Consider the following 18432-nt stretch of genomic DNA (forward strand, 5'->3'; position numbering starts at 1 on the left):
CAAATACAAAGTAGAGGGTACGATATGATTCTTTTTGACAAACAACTAAACGTCTTTCATTTAAGCAACGATCAAATCAGCTATCTCTTACAGATAGAGGAAGGGGGCAATGTGGCGCACCTTTATTTTGGGAAGAAAATCGCCCATTATTCTGGTGGCTATCGCTACCCACGCCTTGATCGGTCCTTTTCACCTAATCCCCCAGACAGTAGCGATCGGCTTTTCTCATTAGACACCTTGATGCTAGAGTTTCCTGGTAATGGCTTCGGGGACTTTCGAGAAGCTGCCTATACGATTCGCCAGTCTGACGGCAGCCGAGTCAGCCATTTTGTCTTTAGTGATTACCAGATTCAACAAGGCAAACCAGCCTTAGCAGGATTGCCTCAGACCCATGGGGCTGACGACGGCATCGAAACACTGATTCTGTCCTTAAAAGATGATGTGGCGGGACTCGAACTGCAGCTGTTTTACACGATTTTTGAGGATGCGGCAGTGATCGTCCGCTCAAGCAAAGTGATCAACCACGGTAACCAGCCTGTTACGATCGAGCAGCTGGCGAGTCAAGCGCTGGATTTTCCTAACCGGCCCTTTGATTTGATCCACTTGCCGGGGGCGTGGGCGAAGGAACGCCAAATTACCCGAGAACCCATCCATCGCGGCATCAAGCGTTTAGACAGCAAGCGGGGTTCCAGCAGCCATCAGCAAAATCCCTTTGCCGTCTTGCTGGAACCTAATGCTACGGAGTTTGCTGGGGAGTGTTTTGGTTTTAGCTTGCTATATAGCGGCAATCATGAAACCATCATCGAAAAAGATCCTTACCAACAAACCCGTGTGATCATGGGGATCAACAGCCATCAATTTGCCTGGCAATTGGCGCCAACTGAAAGCTTTCAAGCCCCAGAAGCCGTGATCGCTTATAGTGAGGCTGGCTTGAATCAGCTGTCAGCCACCTATCATGATTTTTATGACGAGCATTTGATTCGGGGTAAATACAAAAAGCAAGAACGGCCGATCTTGATCAATAACTGGGAAGCAACGTACTTTGATTTCAATGAAGAAAAACTGGATGCCCTTGTTGATGAAGCTAAGGAGCTGGGAATCGAACTGTTTGTTTTGGATGACGGCTGGTTTGGTCAGCGAGAAGATGACCAAACCTCATTAGGCGATTGGTTTGAAAACGAAGGCAAGCTAGCTTCTGGCTTGGCAGGATTTGCCCAAAAAGTCCATGACAAAGGGCTGCAATTCGGGCTTTGGCTGGAACCAGAAATGATTTCTGGTGACAGTGAACTAAACCGACAGCACCCCGATTGGCTGTTACAAGTACCCAATCGCAAGCCAGCGCTTAGCCGCAGTCAGTATGTGTTGGACTTTTCTCGACAAGATGTCAGAGACCATCTCTATCACCAGTTAACCCAACTGTTTGATACGGTTGCCATCGACTATATCAAATGGGACATGAACCGCAGTCTGTCGGATGTCTATTCCTTGCTCCTCGATCCTGCCCAGCAAGGGGAGGTCGCGCACCGCTATCTGCTGGGCTTGTATGAGTTCCTAGAGAAACTGACCACTGCCTATCCGACGATCCTGTTTGAAGGTTGTTCTGGTGGCGGTGGGCGCTTTGATGCTGGCTTCTTGTATTATATGCCGCAGATTTGGACCAGCGACAACACCGATGCCATCGCCCGCCTGAAGATCCAATACGGAACCAGTCTGGTCTATCCGCCATCCACCATGGGTGCCCATGTCTCAGCGATCCCGAACCATCAGACCCAACGGGCAACGGACCTAGCGATTCGCGGCAATGCTGCGATGTCTGGCTTGCTGGGCTATGAGCTTGACTTGACACAGCTGACACAAAAGGAAAAAGTGCAGATCAAAGAACAAATCGCTTTTTATAAAAAACATCGGCGCCTGCTGCAGTTGGGTCGCTTTGTTCGATTGCTCAGCCCTTATGAAGGCAATGACACCGCCTGGCTGTATGTTTCCCCAGATAAAAAAGAAGCGATCGTCTTTTACTTCCGAGTCTTAGCCGAAGCCTCTGCACCATTGGTTACTTTAAAACTGGCTGGCTTAGATCCTGACCTTACCTATCAAAGTGGGGGAGAGACCTTCGGTGGCGATGAATTGATGCAGCTCGGGTTGTATATCGATCCTCATTTAGCAGGGGATTACGCCACGCAGCGGTTTCATTTTTTTGCAAAAGCGCCTCACGAATGAAAATCAGCGTCCCGTCAAAGCAACATGTTTTGACGGGACGCTTTATTGTGCTGCCGTAAACGTTTGGCTAATGATCGGCAACTGAGAGGTTATTTTTGAACAAATGATTTATTTTTTTCTCGAGAAGTCGTATGATGAAGGAGGAGGCAGGCAGTTTGCTTCTGACAATCAATAAGAGGAGGGTGTTCAACATGGACGAACAGCCACTAGGCAAGGAAACAGAAGCAGGGTTGATTGCTGCAGGATATCGGAAGTATCGTGGCGAAGCGATCGATATTTATTACAATAAAGAAATTTGCACTCACAGCGGCAATTGTGTGCGGGGCAATCCCGCTATTTTTGAAGTTGGACGGCGCCCATGGGTGATTCCTGATAACGGGGAAGCAGCGCAAGCGGCACAAGTGATCCACACTTGCCCCAGCGGTGCATTAAAGTACATATTAAAGGAGGAAGAACCATGGAAATCTTAGAAGAAAACACTCGATTTGTGTTAAAAGACGGCGACAAAGAAATCGGTGAAATGACCTGGTCGGAAGCGGGCGAAACACGCTTGATCATTGACCATACCTTTGTCGATCCCGCATATCGGGGCCAAGGTCTGGCCGAAAAACTAGTGGCAAAAGGGGTGGAAAAAGCCCGCAAAGAACAAAAGAAAATCATTCCTTTGTGTCCCTTTGCCAAAAAAGAATTTGAACGCAAACCAGAATATGCCGATGTTTGGAACCAATAAATAAAAGAAGACCCCCGTCAGCTCAAGCAGGTACCTTTGAGCTGATGGGGGTTTGTGGTATGGCTGATCAATGTTGGAATTGAGCATGGTACAGGCGATAGTAATAGCCTTGTTCTGCCAGTAATTCTTCATGGGTTCCTTGCTCCACGATTTGACCGGCATCCATCACCAGGATCTTGTCTGCTGCTCGAATCGTTGATAAGCGATGGGCGATCACAAAGCTGGTTTTGCCTTCCATCATTTTCAAGAAAGCATCTTGGATTTTTTTCTCAGTCAGAGTATCAACCGAACTGGTTGCTTCATCCAAAATCAGCATTGGTGGGTTGCTGATCATCGTGCGGGCGATCGTCAAGAGCTGCCGTTGCCCGTCAGAGATCTTGATCCCTTGATGACCGATCGGTGTATCTAGTGTTTCTGGTAGGCGCATCACATACTCAAACATATAGGCATGCTTTAAGGCATCATAGATTTCTTCATCTGTGGCAGTGTCATTGCCGTATTGCAGGTTTTCTCGTAAAGAGGCATCAAAGAGCCACGTATCCTGCAAGACCATTCCGAAGCTTTGCCGTAATTCTTCTCGTTTCAACTGACGAATATCGGTGCCATCGATCTTGATTGCCCCTTTATCGACATCATAGAAACGCATCAGTAAATTGACCAACGTCGATTTACCAGCACCAGTTTTTCCGACGATCGCGACGGTTTCTCCAGGTTTTGCGGTAAAAGTGAAATCTTCAATCAATTTTTGACCAGGATCATAAGCAAAAGAAACCTCATCAAAGGCAATCTCGCCTTTGATCTCACCCAGTGATTGAGATTCTTGGTCATCGGCTGTTTCTGGCTCTTGATCCAATAGCTCAAAGGTTCTTGAAAGTCCAGCTAATGCCGTTTGGATCTGGGTGGTAATTCCCGACAATTCAATGAATGGCTTCGAAAACTGACTGGAGTAGATCGTAAAGCTGGAGATCACCCCAACCGTGACGGCACCTGAACCAGAAAAGTAAAGCAGACCGCCGACAAAGCCGACTGACAGATACGCCAAGTGATCGACGAATCGTGAAAGGGGATTGGTCAAAGAAGAAGAAAACTGTGCTTTTTGCCCCCGGACATTCAATTCTTGGTTGATCGTTTCAAAACGGTTTTGGTTGATGGTTTCTCGATCAAAGGCTTTGACGATTTTTTGATTGCCGATCATTTCCGTAACAAAGCCAGAAATTTCGCCGACGATTTCTTGTTGGCGAGCAAAATGCGATTGAGACGTTCGTGCCACGATCCAGTTGACCAAAAAGATGATCGGGGTCGAAACCAATACGACCAACGTTAAGGGCACACTCATTTGCAGCATGACGACTAAGGCGATCAAGACGACCGAAATACCAGAGAACAACTGGTTAAAGACTGCAGCGACGGCAATGGAAATATTGTCCATGTCGTTGGTAAAGCGACTGACGATGTTGCCGTGGGAGTTTTGGTCATAATAGCGCAACGGCAATGTATTGAGATGGGCAAAGCCTTTTTTACGTAAGTCGGCGACGGATAAATACGCCACGCGGTTGCCTAGTCGCTGGATCAGCCATTGACTGACCACAGTCACTAAAACCACTCCGGCAAACAAAAGCAAAATGCGATAGAGGGCGCTGAACTGCACTTGATCGGCACCTATCAGCTGATCGACGGCTTGACCGATCTGATACGTCATATAAACCGAGGAAACACCAGCTGCGATCCCGAGGACAACTGCCGCCCAAGTTTCCTTCGCGTAGGCGGTCAAATAAGGGAGGTAGCGACGAAAGGCCGACCAATCGAATGATTTCTTTTTCATGCTTCTTCCTCCTCTGCCTGTGATGCCACGATTTCTTGGTATTCTTTTGACGTTGCCAGTAGCTCTTCATGGGTCCCTTTGCCTACCAAATTCCCTTGGTCTAAGACTAAGATCTGCTGCGCATCTTGGATGGAGCGAACCCGTTGGGAGATGATGATGACCGTACCACGAATGCTTTCTTTTAAAGCTATCCGCAAATCAAGATCGGTTTGATAGTCAAGGGCACTTAAAGAATCATCCAAAATCAAGATATCTGGTTTAGCGATCAATGCTCTGGCAATCGTTAACCGTTGTTTTTGTCCTCCAGAAAAGTTCTTGCCCCCTTCAAAAATCGGGGTATCCAATTGCTGCGGCAAGGCTTCAACGAAGTCGCGGCTTTGAGCGATTTCGAGTGCTCGCCAACACTCTTCATCGGTGGCATCTTTTTTGCCCCATTGCAAGTTTTCTCGAATCGTTCCCGTAAACAGCACAGCGGTTTGAGGCACCATGGCGATTTTTTGGCGTAATTGCTGTAAAGGCCATTTCCGCACATCGTGCCCGTCAACGATCACTTTGCCATCAGCCACATCGTAGAAGCGGGGGATCAATTGGGTCAAGGCAGATTTCCCACTCCCGGTTGGTCCAGTGATACCTAAAATAGACCCCGGTGCGACTTGGAAATCAATGTTTTTCAAGGCTAATCCGTATTCTTTTGAAAAGCGGAAATCAACGTGCTCAAAGCGAATCGCTCCCACATTGTTTTTCGGCTGATCCATAAAGACTTCTGAAAGCTCATCGCCGATCGACGGCTCAGTGGCTAACACTTCAGTGATCCGTGAACCAGATGCTGCGGCACGGGTAAAGATGATCACTAAGTTGGAAACCACGATCAATGCTAAGAGCATTTGATTCATGTAATTGACCAGTGCCAACACTTGTCCTTGCTGCAAATTGCCAATATTGACCTTGAATCCACCGATATAAAACAACGCGATAATGCCGACATTCATGATCAAGGTGGTGGCAGGCGTTAATAAGGCGGAGAGATTTGTGACCCGTAAATAGACATCACTTAAATCATCAGTTGCTTTATCAAAACGTTTCGTTTCCGTCTTTGTGCGGGCAAAGGCACGAATCACCCGAATCCCGCTTAAATTTTGACTCACTAGTTCGTTCAATTCGTCGAGATGAATTTGAACTTTCTTATATAATGGTACGGTTTTGGCGATGATCCAGAATAAGACGATACAAAAGAGCGGTAAGACGAGTAGGAAAATCAAGCCAGCTTGCCAATCAATGACAAAGGCCATAATCACCGAACCGATACTTAAGAAGGGCGCACGGACCACCAGCCGAATCAGCATCGCCAAAGCAATCTGCATCTGATTGATGTCGTTGGTCATTCGGGTGATCAAGGTATCCGTCCCGAATAAGTTCAGTTCGCTATGGGAAAGGGTGTTGATTTTTTTCATCAAGCGATTGCGTAATTCCGTCCCGAAGCCTTGAGAAGCGACGGAAGCATAATATTGACAGATGACGGCACAGATCATGCCTACCACGGACATCACGATCATCCAGATCGTCATTTCAACGACCTTCGACCAATTGTTTTGCCGCAGCCCCTCATCGACTAAAGCGGCCATCTGCAAAGGCAGGACCAATTCAAACACCGCTTCTAAAAATTTGAAAAACGGACCAAGAATAATCTGTTTGCGATAATCCTTGGCATAGCGTAACAAGCTAATCATAAAAAACCTCCTAAATTATTTCGGATGAGCAGGATGTTCACTGGCCAAACAGGCAAAAACCAAACTATCGGTCCATTCCCCCTTGTTCCACCAGTCTTGGATAAAATGTGCTTCTTGGCGTAATCCAATGCGTTGGCAAAGCTTAGCTGAGGCCTGATTGCGGGCGTCTAGCGTCGCTTGGACCCGATGGATCTTCTGACTGGCAAACAACCAGTCCAACAATTCTTTCAATGCTTCTTGAGCAAACCCTTGTCCGCCAAATGACGGATGGAAGGCATAGCCGATTTCAACGGAAGACGGCTGACCAGTAAACCACACCGACAAATCGCCGATGACCGTTTGATCGTGTAGTACCGCCAAAGAAAGGCCTGCTTGGTCCGTCAAGGCGTGCTGTTGGCATTTTTTGGCAAAAGCCGCAGCTGCCGTTTCTGTCTGCCAAGGCTCATGAAGTAAGAATCGGCAGACTTCCGCTTGCCGATAAATAGCAAAGGTATCGGCAAAATCACTTTCTTGAAACGGACGGAGCAGTAAACGTTCACTTTCAATAAAACCCATAACAGCCTCCATTTCTTTAGGGACATCTTACCATAGAACGAAATAGCCGAAAACATCCCCTGAAAAATCTATTCATTTTCTTGCAAAAAAAATGTAAATCACTTGAAAAGTCTTTTTCTAGGAAACGAACCTTGCCAGTTGCTGCTCATTTACCACGACTGCCAGCGGGCAAGAAAGTTTTTTTGCCAATCTCCCAAGGGCAAGATCACTCGCTGCATTTGAAAACGGTAGGTTTCCCCTTTATAAGTAAAGCGAATCGGGACGAGCATCCCTACAACAGGATCTTTGTGCTGTTTTTTCAGCTCAGCAAGCGGTATGCTTTTGTGCTGCACGACCTTTGTCGAGAAAAGATTCAATGCCAAAATCGTCAATTGCTGATTATCCAAGACGAGCAGGCTACGGCTGGTGATGGCGTTGAAGGACTGCCATTTGGCATAGCCGATGGCAGCCCCTTCTGTCCTATAGGGGGCAGCCAATGCTTGGAAGGTTTTTTTATTTAAAAGAAACATAGGTAGAAAACTCCTTATCAATTAGTATCAGTTTCGGCGCAAGCAAGCAATCAGTAATCAATGCAGGAAAGCGGTCAGTCCGTTGCAAATGGCTGCAGCATTTGCCGAACTTTTTCAGTATACGCTTGTTTGAGGACTAACGGGTGGATTTCTTTAATAGTTGGACCAAATTGTAAGAGAAAATCAGCCAGAAAACCCAGCTCATTGTCGGCAATGTGCCCCTCTAAGCAAAGCTCGCTAGGACGTTCCACCACTGCCATGTCAGGATATTTTTCTTGCCACAAGCGTTCCTTTGCCGATAGATCAAAGCGGATGTGATAGCCCAGTGTTTGTGTCAACACTTGTTGCTGCAGCTGTTTTTCAGCTAACTGCTGCAAGGTATAGCCTGTTTTTTCAGTCGGAGCAAGTCCCTGCATTGCATCACAGCGATAGCGGCGAAAAGCCTGCTTTTGACAGTCATAGGCCAAACAGTACCAGTAGCCAGCACGAAAATCCAGCTGATAGGGTTGTACGATCTTGTTCGTTTTTTGATAACGCTGATAGGTAAATTGGATGACCTGTTCTTGTACGATTGCTGAAAAAAGTGCTGAGAGGATCGGCGCACTCGTCAATTGAGGAACCCCTTGAAACGAAACCGCCGTCTCCATTTTTTCTAACCACACGGTGTCTCCTTGATAAAAAGACTGCAACAGTTTTCGCCGTAGCCCTTGGTAGCTCCGATCAAAAGGAGAATCGGTTAATTTTTGTAAGAGCTGCAAAGCAAAGAAAAGGGTATACCGTTCATTTTTGTCAAAGTACAAGGGGGTCAGTTGATTTTTCAAAATCTGATAGCCGCCATAACGACCGGTTTCTACCACGAGAGGCAAGCCCAGCTCTTCCAAAGATTGGACATCACGGACGGCTGTACGTTTTGAGATTGCGAAGGTTTCCATCAAATCGGCTAGATGAAAAGTGGTTTTTCCTTGTAAATACAATAGTTCCTGTGTTAAGCGTTCTGATTTTTTCATTTCTTTCTCCAATGGTGCCAAGTTTTGGCAATATTCACAGTTACACTTATGGTAACAAGAAAAGGAGGAACCAACAAATGATCGAACCAAAAATCGCTTTGTTTTTAACGTTAGACGGCAAAGCCCAAGAAGCCATTCAATTTTATCAAGAAACACTAGACGCAACCCTCTTATTTGCGATCACCAACCAGGAGTATCGTGAGAGACTTGATCCAACGCTGGAGATTCTTGCGGGACAAGAACAGTATCTTTCTCACTCCATCCTACAGATCGGAGATTTCCAGTTGCAGCTGGCAGACAATCCACTAGTTGAAGGAGAGACGATTCAGCGAGGCAATCACTTGTCACTGAGTTTGACGCTAGCGGAGAGCCAAATAGCTCAGAAGCTTTATCAACGATTGATGCAAAAAGGCAGTCAGACGATCCAAGCACCAAGTGAGAATGCTTTTGCGTTTTTTTATGCAAGTGTTCGCGATCCATTTGGTGTAATTATTCAGCTGACTGTCGAAAAAGAAGTTGATCCATCCAAAAAGGGTGAATGAAAAAACTCGTTTTTTAATAAAATATCCATAGAAGTTGACTAATTATCCAAGTTTCTTTCAATTCCAGAATTATTTTTAAGGAATGTTTAAAGGACTTCACAGAAAAAGAATAAAACTTCTTAAAAAAATAGGCGGATCGTAAAAATTCTGGTACAATCGGGGAGAGCAATTCAGGAGAAATGAAGGAGGCACTATGGATAGAAAGACGAGATATAAACAGCAAAGAGCCCACAAAGCGCGCAACAAACGCGTGATTATTGGAGGAATCTTTCTTTTCGCCATTGCAGGCATCGTTTTATTTGCCGGCTATACGTATTATGCAGCAAAAAATTCAGTGGATAAAATGTTTAAAGAATCCGCTGTGATAACCTCTAACAAAGAAAAAGAGGATGGATCACTCAAAACATCCGATGTAAGTTCCAAATTCGGTGTTTTATTGATGGGTGTCGATAATGATGAGGAACGTGAACAAACAGATCATTTAGACAGTGCACGTACAGACAGCTTGATTTACATGGTTTATGATGGCGAAAACAAAAAAATCGATATGGTGAGCATCCCGCGGGATATTTGGACGAATATCTATGATGGAACTGGAACGGGTACAATTTATACGACAGCAAAAATCAATAGTGCCTATACAGTCGGTGAAGAGGATGCAACAATCGAAACCGTTCAAAATTATTTGCAGCTCCCAATCGATTACTACGTAAACGTGAATTTTATTAGTTTTAAAAAAATTATTGATGCAATTGGTGGTGTAACTGTAAATGTCCCTTACGACATAAATCAAGATTATGCCGCAGATAACTCTGGGGAAACATTGATTCCGGAAGGTCGTCAGTTGTTGAACGGTGAGCAAGCTTTGATTTTTGCGCGTATTCGAAAAATGGATACCGATGTTGATCGGGGAAATCGTCAGCAAGAAGTCATTGAAGCAGCAATTCATCAGGCTTTAAAAATTAATAACGTGACGAAATATCAAGAAATTTTAGATTCTGTAAGTAATGACGTAAATACAAACTTTAAATTTGAAGATTTAGTTTCCCTTGCTGGAAATATGATTTCGGGATTTGAAATCAATAGTCATACCTTTGAATGGTATGATGGGGAGTCTTACGATGGTCAGTCCATTGTGTACATCCAAGACTACTCTTACAATGAAATCCGAAACGACATGCTTAAGGCATTAGGCAAGCAGACAGAAGAACAGAGTACCCAAAATCAAAATACAGATGCTCAGACAGGATACGACGATGGGTCTCAAGGCACAGGCTATGGCAGCGAGTACGGTACTGACAACGGAACGGGCTATGGCACGGAGTATGGATCAGATTCAAATTATTAATGAAGTATTATTGTCAGAAGCAAGCCAGGAGAAATCCTGGTTTTTTTGCGTTCAAGAGGGGAGTAAATGGTAAATCTATATCACGAGCCACTTTCGTTTTCATCTAGGAAGTGCAGTGCTATGCTTAAGAAAAGAGACAGCTTGTTACAGCGAGTCCGACACCGAAGGAGGAAGTATGATGGAAAAACAGCAAGAGCAAAAAGCCCGTAGAATCGTTTTGCTGACCCATGTCTTAGGGTTGATCATGAAAGCCATCGGCTACTTCTTTAGCGGCAGTGCAGTCTTGATGAATGAAAGTATCCATAGTCTGATCGATTGCATCAATCAAGGACTTCTAGCCATCGGTGAAAACCGAGCACAGCGAGGACGCAGCGAACTGCATCAGTTTGGTGAAGGACGAGCGACCTATTTTTTTAGTACTGTAGTTGCCATGACAGTTTTTTTAGGTGGTGGAATTTTAGCGGTGGTTGAAGCCAGCCGTGACCTGCTAGACCCCACCCACGAAGTGGAACAGCTCCAGCTGGTGGCAGCGATCTTATTTGTCAGTTTGTTCATTGAAGTGACCGCTGTTCAAGAGGGGTGGCAAGAAGTCAAAGAACAAAACAAGCAAAACCAGCCCCTCGTTCGTTTCTTAAAAGAAAGCCGCGATTCCGATCTGCTTTTAGGCTTCACGGAAAATTTGTTTGCCTTAGGTAGTGTGACGATCGCCATCGCAGGAATCTTATTGACCGCATTGACGGATAATCCGATATTTGATTCCCTCGGCGGCATTTTAGGTGGATTGTTGCTGATTGCTGCTGCTGTCTTTTTAGCCAAAGAATTTTATAGCCTCTTGATTGGAGAAGGCGCCTCTGCTTCTGATTTAATGGCGATCAAACAAATTTTAGCCGATCCTGCCATCATTCAAATCAAAGATTTGCGAACCCTCCATCTAAGTCCAGAAGAACTTTTGATCGTCGCCGACCTTACCTTGAAGCTAGGACCCGAAGAACCAAGCGTATTTATCGATACCATCGAACAGCGGATCAAACAGGCTTTGCCTAATCTGCGAGTCTATTGCTACATCGAGAGTGAGGAAGTTCCCTCTTAAATTAGAATAGATACGAAGTATTCCTCGGTTGGTGATTTATCATTCAAACGAGGAATGCTTTTTTGGGGTATTGGCGTGCTTGTTTTATATGAACACAATGGATCAATGGCTTGTTTTGCTTCAATCTTTTCTGGCGATCAGGAAGGAGAATGTCAGCGAGAGGTCGCAATTTAATTGTTTTTTTAGCAATAAACGTTTTTTTTGTTCAAAAGTTTGTTGTTTTTTGTTAAAATAAAGTAAAGACAGCAAGCGTTCTCTTTTTAAAGTTATTTTTTTGCTAGAGTTGTAACATTGTAAATCACAACATAGCAAAAGTTTAGTTTATTAAGAAAACACCGAAACGAGTACCTGTTTGGCATTACTGACATGCTGCCCAATCGTCACCAAAAGCGGTGGTGCTAATTTTGTTACGACTGTTTTTTTACACCACTTGTGAAGCAAAATCCTTTGCGAACATCTTCATCCATGATAGGTTAGAAGTAGGCCGGATGGTTTTTTCACAAAGTACGTACATAGAAAGATCACTTGCGACGATTAAAAGAAGCGACTTCATTGCTCGCAAAATGATCGATGCTCAACACACATACCTTTTCCCTCAGCCAGTCAACCTGCGCTTGCTTTTCTTATTGGTTATATTCCCTTCACTCAGCAATTGCCTGAACCGATTCAAATCAAAAAATGACTGTGCAAGGTATCTGTACCGATTTATCCCTTCAGAAACGTGGAAACCCTCGGCAAGAAGTTTATAATTTAAAGGAGGAATTTGATGGAAAAATTTTACCAGCAAAAGACTGAAGAGACCTTGAAACATTTTGAAAGTGACCGCAAGCAAGGCCTAAGTGGCAAAGAAGCCGACAAACGCTTAGAAAAATACGGAGAAAACACGATCCAGCAACAAGAATCCCTTTCTGTATGGGAATTGCTGTGGCATAACTTGAACAACTTGATTGTTTATTTATTGCTAGCAGCTGCGTTACTCTCTTTTGCGATGGGGGAAACGATTGAAGGAATTGCAGTATTGATTGCCGTGGTGATTGCTGTAATGACAGGTTTTATCACAGAATTACGAGCACAAAAATCAATTGATTCTCTTCAAAGCATGATTTACACTACCGCAAAAGTGATTCGTGATGGAGAAGTAATGGAGATCGAGTCGGCAAAAATCGTTCCAGGCGATATTCTCGTTCTGGAAGAAGGGGATGCCATTGCGGCAGATGCTCGCTTACTTGAAACGAGCAACTTTGCCTGCATCGAATCAGCGCTGACCGGTGAGTCAGAAGCTGTTGAAAAAGATGCACGAGAAACCTATGAAGAAGATGTTCCACTAGGCGATCGCCGCAATGTCGTTTTCGCAGGAACTGCCGCAACTCGGGGAAATGCCTATGCGGTAGTGACAGAAACCGGTATGAAGACCGAGGTCGGAAAAATCAGTGACATGCTGACGGGTGACAAAAAGCGTCAAACGCCGTTAGATATCGAATTGGACAAGCTAGGAAAAGCAATCATTATTGCCGCGCTTTTTGCTGCGGTGGCAGTTTTGATCGCTGGGGTCTTGACGAATCAACCATTTGTCGAAATGATCCATATCTCGATTATTTTGGCGGTCGCAGCGATACCTGAGGCAATGCCAGCCGTTTCGACGATCACATTGTCCCGAGGCATGCGGACGATGGCCGAGCACAAAGCACTGGTCAAATCGTTATCAGCTGTTGAGACCCTGGGCGCCACCAGTATCATTGCCAGTGACAAAACGGGGACGCTGACAGAAAACCAAATGACGGTTGCTGAGATCATTTTAGGTTCAGGAGAAATGTTCAAAGTGACAGGAAATGGGTATGAACCCAACGGAAAATTTTACAAGGCCGACTCGGAGGATGAAACCGAGATCGATGCAGCCAATCATGAGGCGCTGCAAGGGATGATCGAAAACGGTGCTTTATGTACCACCGCCACTTTACGTGAAAACGAAGGGCAATACGAGATCCTCGGTGATCCAACAGATGGGGCGTTCGTCGTTTTAGGTCAAAAAATCGGCATCGATCGCCAAAAAGAGCAGGACAGCGGGCTGAAGAAAATCGCAGAAATGCCCTTTGATTCCGACAACAAATACATGGTGACCGTGTATGAAGGAAAGCAACGGACATTGATCATCAAAGGGGCACCAGATGTCTTGATTGATTTAGCCGATGCGGATGCCCAAGAAAAAGAACAGCTTCATGAATACAATGACACGTTAGCCAGTCATGGGCAGCGGGTGATCGCTGTCGGTTGCATCAAGGATTATCAAGGTGGAACGGACGAAGCAGAGCTGAAAGCAGCACTGCAGGAAATCAAGATTCAAGGCTTTGCGGGCATCGTCGACCCGCCGCGAACAGATGTCAAAGAAGCAGTGAAGGTCGCACAAGAAGCGGGGATCCGAGTGAAAATGATCACCGGGGACCATCCGAAGACGGCATCCATGATCGCCAAAGAAATTGGCTTAAAAGACCATGAAAAAACCATGACGGGTCGTGAGATCGATGAATTGGCAGGGCAAGAAGGCTTTAACGAAAAAATCGAAGAAGTCGCTGTCTTTGCTCGAGTTTCACCAAAAAATAAATTACAGCTTGTGGAAGCGTTGCGTGAAGAAGGCGATATCGTTTCAATGACTGGCGATGGGGTCAACGATGCGCCAGCACTCAACGGCGCCGATATCGGGATCGCCATGGGGATTCGTGGGACAGAAGTAGCCAAAGAATCTTCCGATATGATTTTGACGGATGACCGTTTTGGAACGATCGTCGATGCCATCAAAGAAGGACGCATCATTTTTGACAACATAAAAAAATATGTTTCCTTCCTGTTCTCTTGTAATATGGTTGAGATCGTGACGATCTTTTTAAGTGTCATCTTCTTGATGCCCATGCCGATCCAACCGCTGCATATCCTTTTCTTGAATCTAGTCATCGATATTGCTCCAGCCATGGCGTTAGCCTTTGAACCAGCTGAAGACGACATTATGAAGCGCCAGCCACGGTCGAAAGCTGATGGCCTCGTTAACAAGCGCTTCTTAGGACGCATTATTTTAAGTGGGGTCGTGATTGGTTTGGTGGCGTTTGGCTTCTTCAACTTCCTGATGCTGACGGATCACGAGTTGCTTTATGCACAAACAGCAACCTTTACCTTTATGGCAGTGGCGCAATTGATGCATATTTTCAACGTTCGTAAGAGCAGCGGTTTTGGTTTAGACAAAACCCTCTTGAAAAACAAACCGTTGATGGGGGCATTGCTCCTTTCCGTCGGCTTACAGCTTTCAGCGGTCTATGTACCGTTTATGAATGAGCTATTGGATACGATGCCGATTCAAGCTGGCACGTGGGGCATTATCTTCGCTGCTGCTGCGATCTCTACACTGATCGTGATGGGCTTGAAGAAACTCTTCCAATTAAAATAAAATAAATTCTACCGTATTTTCTCAATACTGGAGTAACGAAGACCCGCAGCCTGATGGTGTACCTTCATCAAAGAATTTCTGATTCGATTCTTGAGGAGGTTCGCCTAGCTGCGGGTCTTTTTTGCTTACTCTTTACAAGCAAAAGAAAATGGTTTATACTTGACTAGTCAACAATTGACAAGTCAATTATGAAAGGAGCGGTTGATGCAATGAATTTACGTGAGCTAAGCGGATTGCTGTATCGGATGAAAATCGTGAATCAAGAATTAACGGCGATCTTTGAAAAAGAGACTGGCTTTAGTCTGACGCGTTATCAGTTGCTGCAGTTTTTGAATGAACAAGGACGCTGTACCCAAAATCAAGTACAGAATGAATTGAAGATCGATAGTGCAGCGGTCACTCGGCATTTGAAGATTCTCGAAGAAAAACAATTTGTGACACGGGAACGAAACAAAGACAATAACCGCGAGATTTTTGTTTCTTTGACACCGAAAGCACAAGCCGATTTGGCTAGTTGTGCTTCAAAGCATGCCAGCTCTGAGGAGTCGTTAGGCATCAATTTGACCGAAGAAGAAGAAGCACAGCTTCTAACATTACTTATGAAATTAGTTCTATGAAAGAAGGCAAACCCATGACAGAATACAGCAATAACAATTTTTCAGAGATCACCTTTGGCCGAAAATCGGTTCGTGTCTATGATGAAACCTACAAAATCCCCCATGAAGAAATGTTGACCATGATCCAAGAGTCAACGACAGCACCTTCCTCAGTCAATATGCAGCCTTGGCGCTTTGTCGTTGTGGAAAGCGATGAGCAAAAAGCAAAATTGAAACCATTGATTCGTTTCAACGTCCGTCAAAATGATACCTCTTCTGCAATGGTCTTGATTTTTGGCGATATGCTTTGTCATGAACTAGGAGAAGAAATTTATAACAAAGCAGTAGCAGAAGGCAAAATGCCAGCGGAAGTACGTGACCAACAATTAGCAGCGATCATTCCGCATTACGAAAATCTTACAAAAGAACAAATGAATGATGTGGTGAAGATCGACGCTAGTTTAGCAGCGATGCAATTTATGTTAGTTGCGCGGGCGCATGGCTATGAAACCAACCCAATCGGCGGCTTTGAAGCAGATCAATTAGCCGAAGCTTTTGGCTTAGACAAAGAACGTTATGTTCCTGTCATGATCCTTTCAGTCGGAAAAGCCAAAGAATTAGGCTATGAATCCGTTCGTTTAGACGCAGAACAAATTACGACATTTCTATAAGAGGAGGGAAAACGATGGAAATCATCAATGCAACGTTTTACATCAAAGAAGAAAAGCGGGCAGATTTTTTAGCCGCTGTTACGCCATTATTAGCATCGGCGAGAGCTGAGGAAGGCTGCCACGGCTATCATCTCTATGAATCATTGGAAGAGAACAATCGGTTTGTCATGGTCGAAAAATGGGCGAACCAAGAAGCGATCAGCGCGCACAATCAAAACCCGCTGCTGCAACAATTATTCCAACAAATGCCTGACTTTGCAGCCAAACCGAGCGAGATCGTTGTCGCTCATCAAGGAGAATAAGGATGACGATTTTATCGACGATTTTGATTGTACTGGTTGCCTTAGAGTTTTTCTATATTCTCTATTTAGAAACATTTGCCACTACGTCCAAAGCAACAGCGCGGGTCTTCAACGTGACGAAAGCTGAACTTGAACGGCCGATCGTCGTGACCTTGTTCAAAAACCAAGGGGTTTACAATGGGCTGATCGGTTTGGGGTTACTGTATAGTATTACCTTTGCTTCAGCGCCATTGGAAATCAGTCGCTTGCTGTTGATCTACATTATCTTAGTGGCTGCATATGGCAGTGTAACTAGCGACAAGAAAATTATTTTGACCCAAGGCGGTCTAGCGATCCTTGCCTTGCTGTCCACCTTTTTTTAACCAATAAAAGAAGAAGCCCCCTAATCTAAGAAAGCCTTTCTATACAATAGAAGCTTTCTTCGATCGGGGGCTTTTAATGTTTGGGCAAAGAGTACTCAGAACGTGAAAAAAATGATAGGATAAGAGAAGGGACTAACGATTTTCTGGACGTAAGCTAGTTGCTGCAAATAAGGCTTTTACTAGAATGGGTGTTAAGATCGCAGCTGTGATCACCTCAGAAATTCCATTCGTTACAGCAATTCCACCGAGGGTCACGAATAAAGCCGAAGCATCGACACCATAGGTAGTGGCAACTAAGCCAGTATACAAGGTTCCCATTAGGGTTAAGACCAAAACTGTATTGGTGATGGTCCCAAAGATTGCTGCAACAATCGAAGCAGCGACGACTTTTTTGGTCTTTTTGTAAATGATCGTAAATAAGAGACCAGCCACTAAGCCAACCAACACACGGGGGACCACCGAGATGATTGGGTTGGTGAAAACGGCAATGTCCAAGGGCGTTGTCGGGGAGGTAAACGCACGGATCATGGTAAAAATGCCCCAGACTAAGCCAATGAACATCCCGTCTTTTGTCCCTAAAACGATGGCAGCGACGATTACCGTGATATGGATGATCGTCAAACTAGTGATACCGATCGGAATAAATCCAAGAAAAGGCACCATCGTCTGTAAAATAATAATAGCAGTCAAAATGGCACGAATGACAAGGCGATAGGTTTTGCTTTTTGTATTCATTGTAAAAACTCCTTTTTTTATAATGACACACGTGTCATTTTTAAGTTAGGTTGATTATACAACAAAATGACACGAGTGTCATTAATAATGTGATGAAAGGAGCCAAAAAAATGGCGAAGAAGCAGCAGAGCGAATTGACTACAGCGGAAAAGAAAAAACAACAAAAGCGTGATTTGATTCTTGAAAGTGCCAAAGTCGTCTTTAGTAAGAAAGGTTTGATTGATGCGACAATGAAGGACATTATCGAAGAGTGCGGCATTAGTCGCGGCGGCATTTATTTGTATTTTCGTTCGGTGGATGAGATTTTTTTGGCAGTGTTAGAGCAGCGCTCCAAACGAAAATTTGATGATGTACGAGAGATGATCATGGAGCAAGTGCCCTTTGAAACGATTTTAAACAAATATTTTTCCGACCATCGCAAGCGTCTACTCCACAGCATTTCTGACGGTATGCTGCGAGCCGTCTACGAGTATTACTATACGCATAAAACCGAAGCCTCCAGTTCACTGCAGCAAGCACAACTTTCTGAGACGAAACGGACGATCCATGAGATCTTTCAAGTCGGCGTTCAGCAAGGTGTGTTAAAAGATGAAAACTTGGCAGTGATTGCAGAAAACTATATGTTCGTGATTGAAGGATTAGGGATTTTGGCTCTGACCGGTCACATCACAGAACAGACCATTGATGACCAAATCGCCGTAATGAGACAACTACTCCCCTATCGCGCATAATACAGACAAAAAAAGCACGCTCTTTTCTAGAAAACACTAGGAAGGAGCTTTTTTC

18 protein-coding genes are annotated in these 18432 nt (G+C 44.7%); 12 read left to right on the forward strand and 6 right to left on the reverse strand.

What is annotated here, in order from left to right; genetic code table 11:
- Positions 1–24 precede the first annotated feature (24 nt).
- From IGK61_RS05745 to IGK61_RS05755, 3 genes are all read left to right on the forward strand, one after another.
- Positions 25–2217, forward strand: a complete 2193-nt coding sequence (locus tag IGK61_RS05745) for an alpha-galactosidase (protein WP_074535059.1) — start codon at positions 25–27, stop codon at positions 2215–2217.
- A 191-nt stretch (positions 2218–2408) separates the two neighbouring features.
- A complete protein-coding gene (locus IGK61_RS05750; RefSeq protein ID WP_015509363.1) occupies positions 2409–2687 on the forward strand; it encodes a (4Fe-4S)-binding protein in 279 nt (92 codons plus the stop codon).
- Positions 2675–2947 (forward strand): GNAT family N-acetyltransferase, encoded by a 273-nt coding sequence (locus IGK61_RS05755; protein ID WP_010747845.1) that lies wholly within the window; start codon positions 2675–2677, stop codon positions 2945–2947. Before IGK61_RS05750 ends, IGK61_RS05755 begins: the two co-directional genes overlap by 13 nt.
- A 67-nt stretch (positions 2948–3014) precedes the next feature.
- Here IGK61_RS05755 and IGK61_RS05760 read toward each other — a convergent pair whose 3' ends face one another.
- The 5 genes from IGK61_RS05760 to IGK61_RS05780 form a co-directional block, all read right to left on the reverse strand.
- A complete protein-coding gene (locus IGK61_RS05760) occupies positions 3015–4769 on the reverse strand; it encodes an ABC transporter ATP-binding protein (RefSeq protein ID WP_438844762.1) in 1755 nt (584 codons plus the stop codon).
- Entirely contained in the window at positions 4766–6496 is a 1731-nt protein-coding gene (locus tag IGK61_RS05765; protein WP_074535061.1) for an ABC transporter ATP-binding protein, read from the reverse strand. The genes IGK61_RS05760 and IGK61_RS05765 overlap by 4 nt, the downstream gene beginning before the upstream one ends.
- Before the next feature lie 15 nt (positions 6497–6511).
- Positions 6512–7051, reverse strand: a complete 540-nt coding sequence (locus IGK61_RS05770; RefSeq protein ID WP_074535062.1) for a GNAT family N-acetyltransferase — start codon at positions 7049–7051, stop codon at positions 6512–6514.
- Positions 7052–7200: 149 nt separating this feature from the next.
- The gene (locus IGK61_RS05775; protein WP_074535063.1) at positions 7201–7560 is read right to left on the reverse strand and encodes a hypothetical protein; all 360 of its coding nucleotides are present in this window, start codon (positions 7558–7560) and stop codon (positions 7201–7203) included.
- A 74-nt stretch (positions 7561–7634) separates the two neighbouring features.
- Positions 7635–8567, reverse strand: a complete 933-nt coding sequence (locus IGK61_RS05780; protein WP_074535064.1) for a helix-turn-helix transcriptional regulator — start codon at positions 8565–8567, stop codon at positions 7635–7637.
- Positions 8568–8644: 77 nt separating this feature from the next.
- Here IGK61_RS05780 and IGK61_RS05785 point away from each other — a divergent pair, with 77 nt between their 5' ends.
- The 8 genes from IGK61_RS05785 (at position 8645) to IGK61_RS05820 (ending at position 16911) form a co-directional block, all read left to right on the forward strand.
- Positions 8645–9109 (forward strand): VOC family protein, encoded by a 465-nt coding sequence (locus IGK61_RS05785; protein ID WP_074535065.1) that lies wholly within the window; start codon positions 8645–8647, stop codon positions 9107–9109.
- Between the two features lie 193 nt (positions 9110–9302).
- Positions 9303–10457, forward strand: a complete 1155-nt coding sequence (locus IGK61_RS05790; RefSeq protein ID WP_034868433.1) for an LCP family protein — start codon at positions 9303–9305, stop codon at positions 10455–10457.
- Between the two features lie 175 nt (positions 10458–10632).
- Positions 10633–11547, forward strand: a complete 915-nt coding sequence (locus IGK61_RS05795) for a cation diffusion facilitator family transporter (RefSeq protein WP_074535066.1) — start codon at positions 10633–10635, stop codon at positions 11545–11547.
- 766 nt (positions 11548–12313) lie between these two features.
- The gene (locus IGK61_RS05800) at positions 12314–14980 is read left to right on the forward strand and encodes a cation-translocating P-type ATPase (RefSeq protein ID WP_074535067.1); all 2667 of its coding nucleotides are present in this window, start codon (positions 12314–12316) and stop codon (positions 14978–14980) included.
- A 209-nt stretch (positions 14981–15189) separates the two neighbouring features.
- Complete coding sequence (locus tag IGK61_RS05805; RefSeq protein ID WP_074535068.1) at positions 15190–15597, forward strand: MarR family winged helix-turn-helix transcriptional regulator; 408 nt, start codon at positions 15190–15192, stop codon at positions 15595–15597.
- Between the two features lie 14 nt (positions 15598–15611).
- The gene (locus IGK61_RS05810; RefSeq protein ID WP_008378805.1) at positions 15612–16247 is read left to right on the forward strand and encodes a nitroreductase family protein; all 636 of its coding nucleotides are present in this window, start codon (positions 15612–15614) and stop codon (positions 16245–16247) included.
- Between the two features lie 14 nt (positions 16248–16261).
- Positions 16262–16549 carry a putative quinol monooxygenase gene (locus IGK61_RS05815; protein ID WP_005225610.1) on the forward strand — a complete coding sequence of 96 codons (288 nt, stop codon included), beginning with the start codon at positions 16262–16264 and terminating at the stop codon, positions 16547–16549.
- A gap of 2 nt (positions 16550–16551) precedes the next feature.
- Positions 16552–16911, forward strand: a complete 360-nt coding sequence (locus IGK61_RS05820; RefSeq protein WP_016613516.1) for a DUF1304 domain-containing protein — start codon at positions 16552–16554, stop codon at positions 16909–16911.
- 132 nt (positions 16912–17043) lie between these two features.
- Here IGK61_RS05820 and IGK61_RS05825 read toward each other — a convergent pair whose 3' ends face one another.
- Entirely contained in the window at positions 17044–17646 is a 603-nt protein-coding gene (locus IGK61_RS05825; protein ID WP_005225613.1) for an ECF transporter S component, read from the reverse strand.
- Positions 17647–17756: 110 nt separating this feature from the next.
- Here IGK61_RS05825 and IGK61_RS05830 point away from each other — a divergent pair, with 110 nt between their 5' ends.
- On the forward strand, positions 17757–18377 hold the full coding sequence (locus tag IGK61_RS05830; protein WP_074535069.1) for a TetR/AcrR family transcriptional regulator: 621 nt from the start codon (positions 17757–17759) through the stop codon (positions 18375–18377).
- Positions 18378–18432: the final 55 nt, after the last annotated feature.

Source organism: Enterococcus sp. AZ063, assembly GCF_051715045.1.
In the GTDB taxonomy this organism is placed as follows: Bacteria; Bacillota; Bacilli; order Lactobacillales; family Enterococcaceae; genus Enterococcus_D; species Enterococcus_D casseliflavus.

Coding starts and splice junctions, on each gene's coding strand:
- IGK61_RS05825 (WP_005225613.1), bottom strand. CDS start 17,646: ATGAATACAAAAAGCAAAACCTATCGCCTTGTCATTCGTGCCATTTTG.
- IGK61_RS05770 (WP_074535062.1), bottom strand. CDS start 7,051: ATGGGTTTTATTGAAAGTGAACGTTTACTGCTCCGTCCGTTTCAAGAA.
- IGK61_RS05800 (WP_074535067.1), top strand. CDS start 12,314: ATGGAAAAATTTTACCAGCAAAAGACTGAAGAGACCTTGAAACATTTT.
- IGK61_RS05805 (WP_074535068.1), top strand. CDS start 15,190: ATGAATTTACGTGAGCTAAGCGGATTGCTGTATCGGATGAAAATCGTG.
- IGK61_RS05760 (WP_438844762.1), bottom strand. CDS start 4,769: ATGAAAAAGAAATCATTCGATTGGTCGGCCTTTCGTCGCTACCTCCCT.
- IGK61_RS05775 (WP_074535063.1), bottom strand. CDS start 7,560: ATGTTTCTTTTAAATAAAAAAACCTTCCAAGCATTGGCTGCCCCCTAT.
- IGK61_RS05815 (WP_005225610.1), top strand. CDS start 16,262: ATGGAAATCATCAATGCAACGTTTTACATCAAAGAAGAAAAGCGGGCA.
- IGK61_RS05795 (WP_074535066.1), top strand. CDS start 10,633: ATGATGGAAAAACAGCAAGAGCAAAAAGCCCGTAGAATCGTTTTGCTG.
- IGK61_RS05750 (WP_015509363.1), top strand. CDS start 2,409: ATGGACGAACAGCCACTAGGCAAGGAAACAGAAGCAGGGTTGATTGCT.
- IGK61_RS05830 (WP_074535069.1), top strand. CDS start 17,757: ATGGCGAAGAAGCAGCAGAGCGAATTGACTACAGCGGAAAAGAAAAAA.
- IGK61_RS05755 (WP_010747845.1), top strand. CDS start 2,675: ATGGAAATCTTAGAAGAAAACACTCGATTTGTGTTAAAAGACGGCGAC.
- IGK61_RS05820 (WP_016613516.1), top strand. CDS start 16,552: ATGACGATTTTATCGACGATTTTGATTGTACTGGTTGCCTTAGAGTTT.
- IGK61_RS05785 (WP_074535065.1), top strand. CDS start 8,645: ATGATCGAACCAAAAATCGCTTTGTTTTTAACGTTAGACGGCAAAGCC.
- IGK61_RS05780 (WP_074535064.1), bottom strand. CDS start 8,567: ATGAAAAAATCAGAACGCTTAACACAGGAACTATTGTATTTACAAGGA.
- IGK61_RS05765 (WP_074535061.1), bottom strand. CDS start 6,496: ATGATTAGCTTGTTACGCTATGCCAAGGATTATCGCAAACAGATTATT.
- IGK61_RS05790 (WP_034868433.1), top strand. CDS start 9,303: ATGGATAGAAAGACGAGATATAAACAGCAAAGAGCCCACAAAGCGCGC.
- IGK61_RS05810 (WP_008378805.1), top strand. CDS start 15,612: ATGACAGAATACAGCAATAACAATTTTTCAGAGATCACCTTTGGCCGA.
- IGK61_RS05745 (WP_074535059.1), top strand. CDS start 25: ATGATTCTTTTTGACAAACAACTAAACGTCTTTCATTTAAGCAACGAT.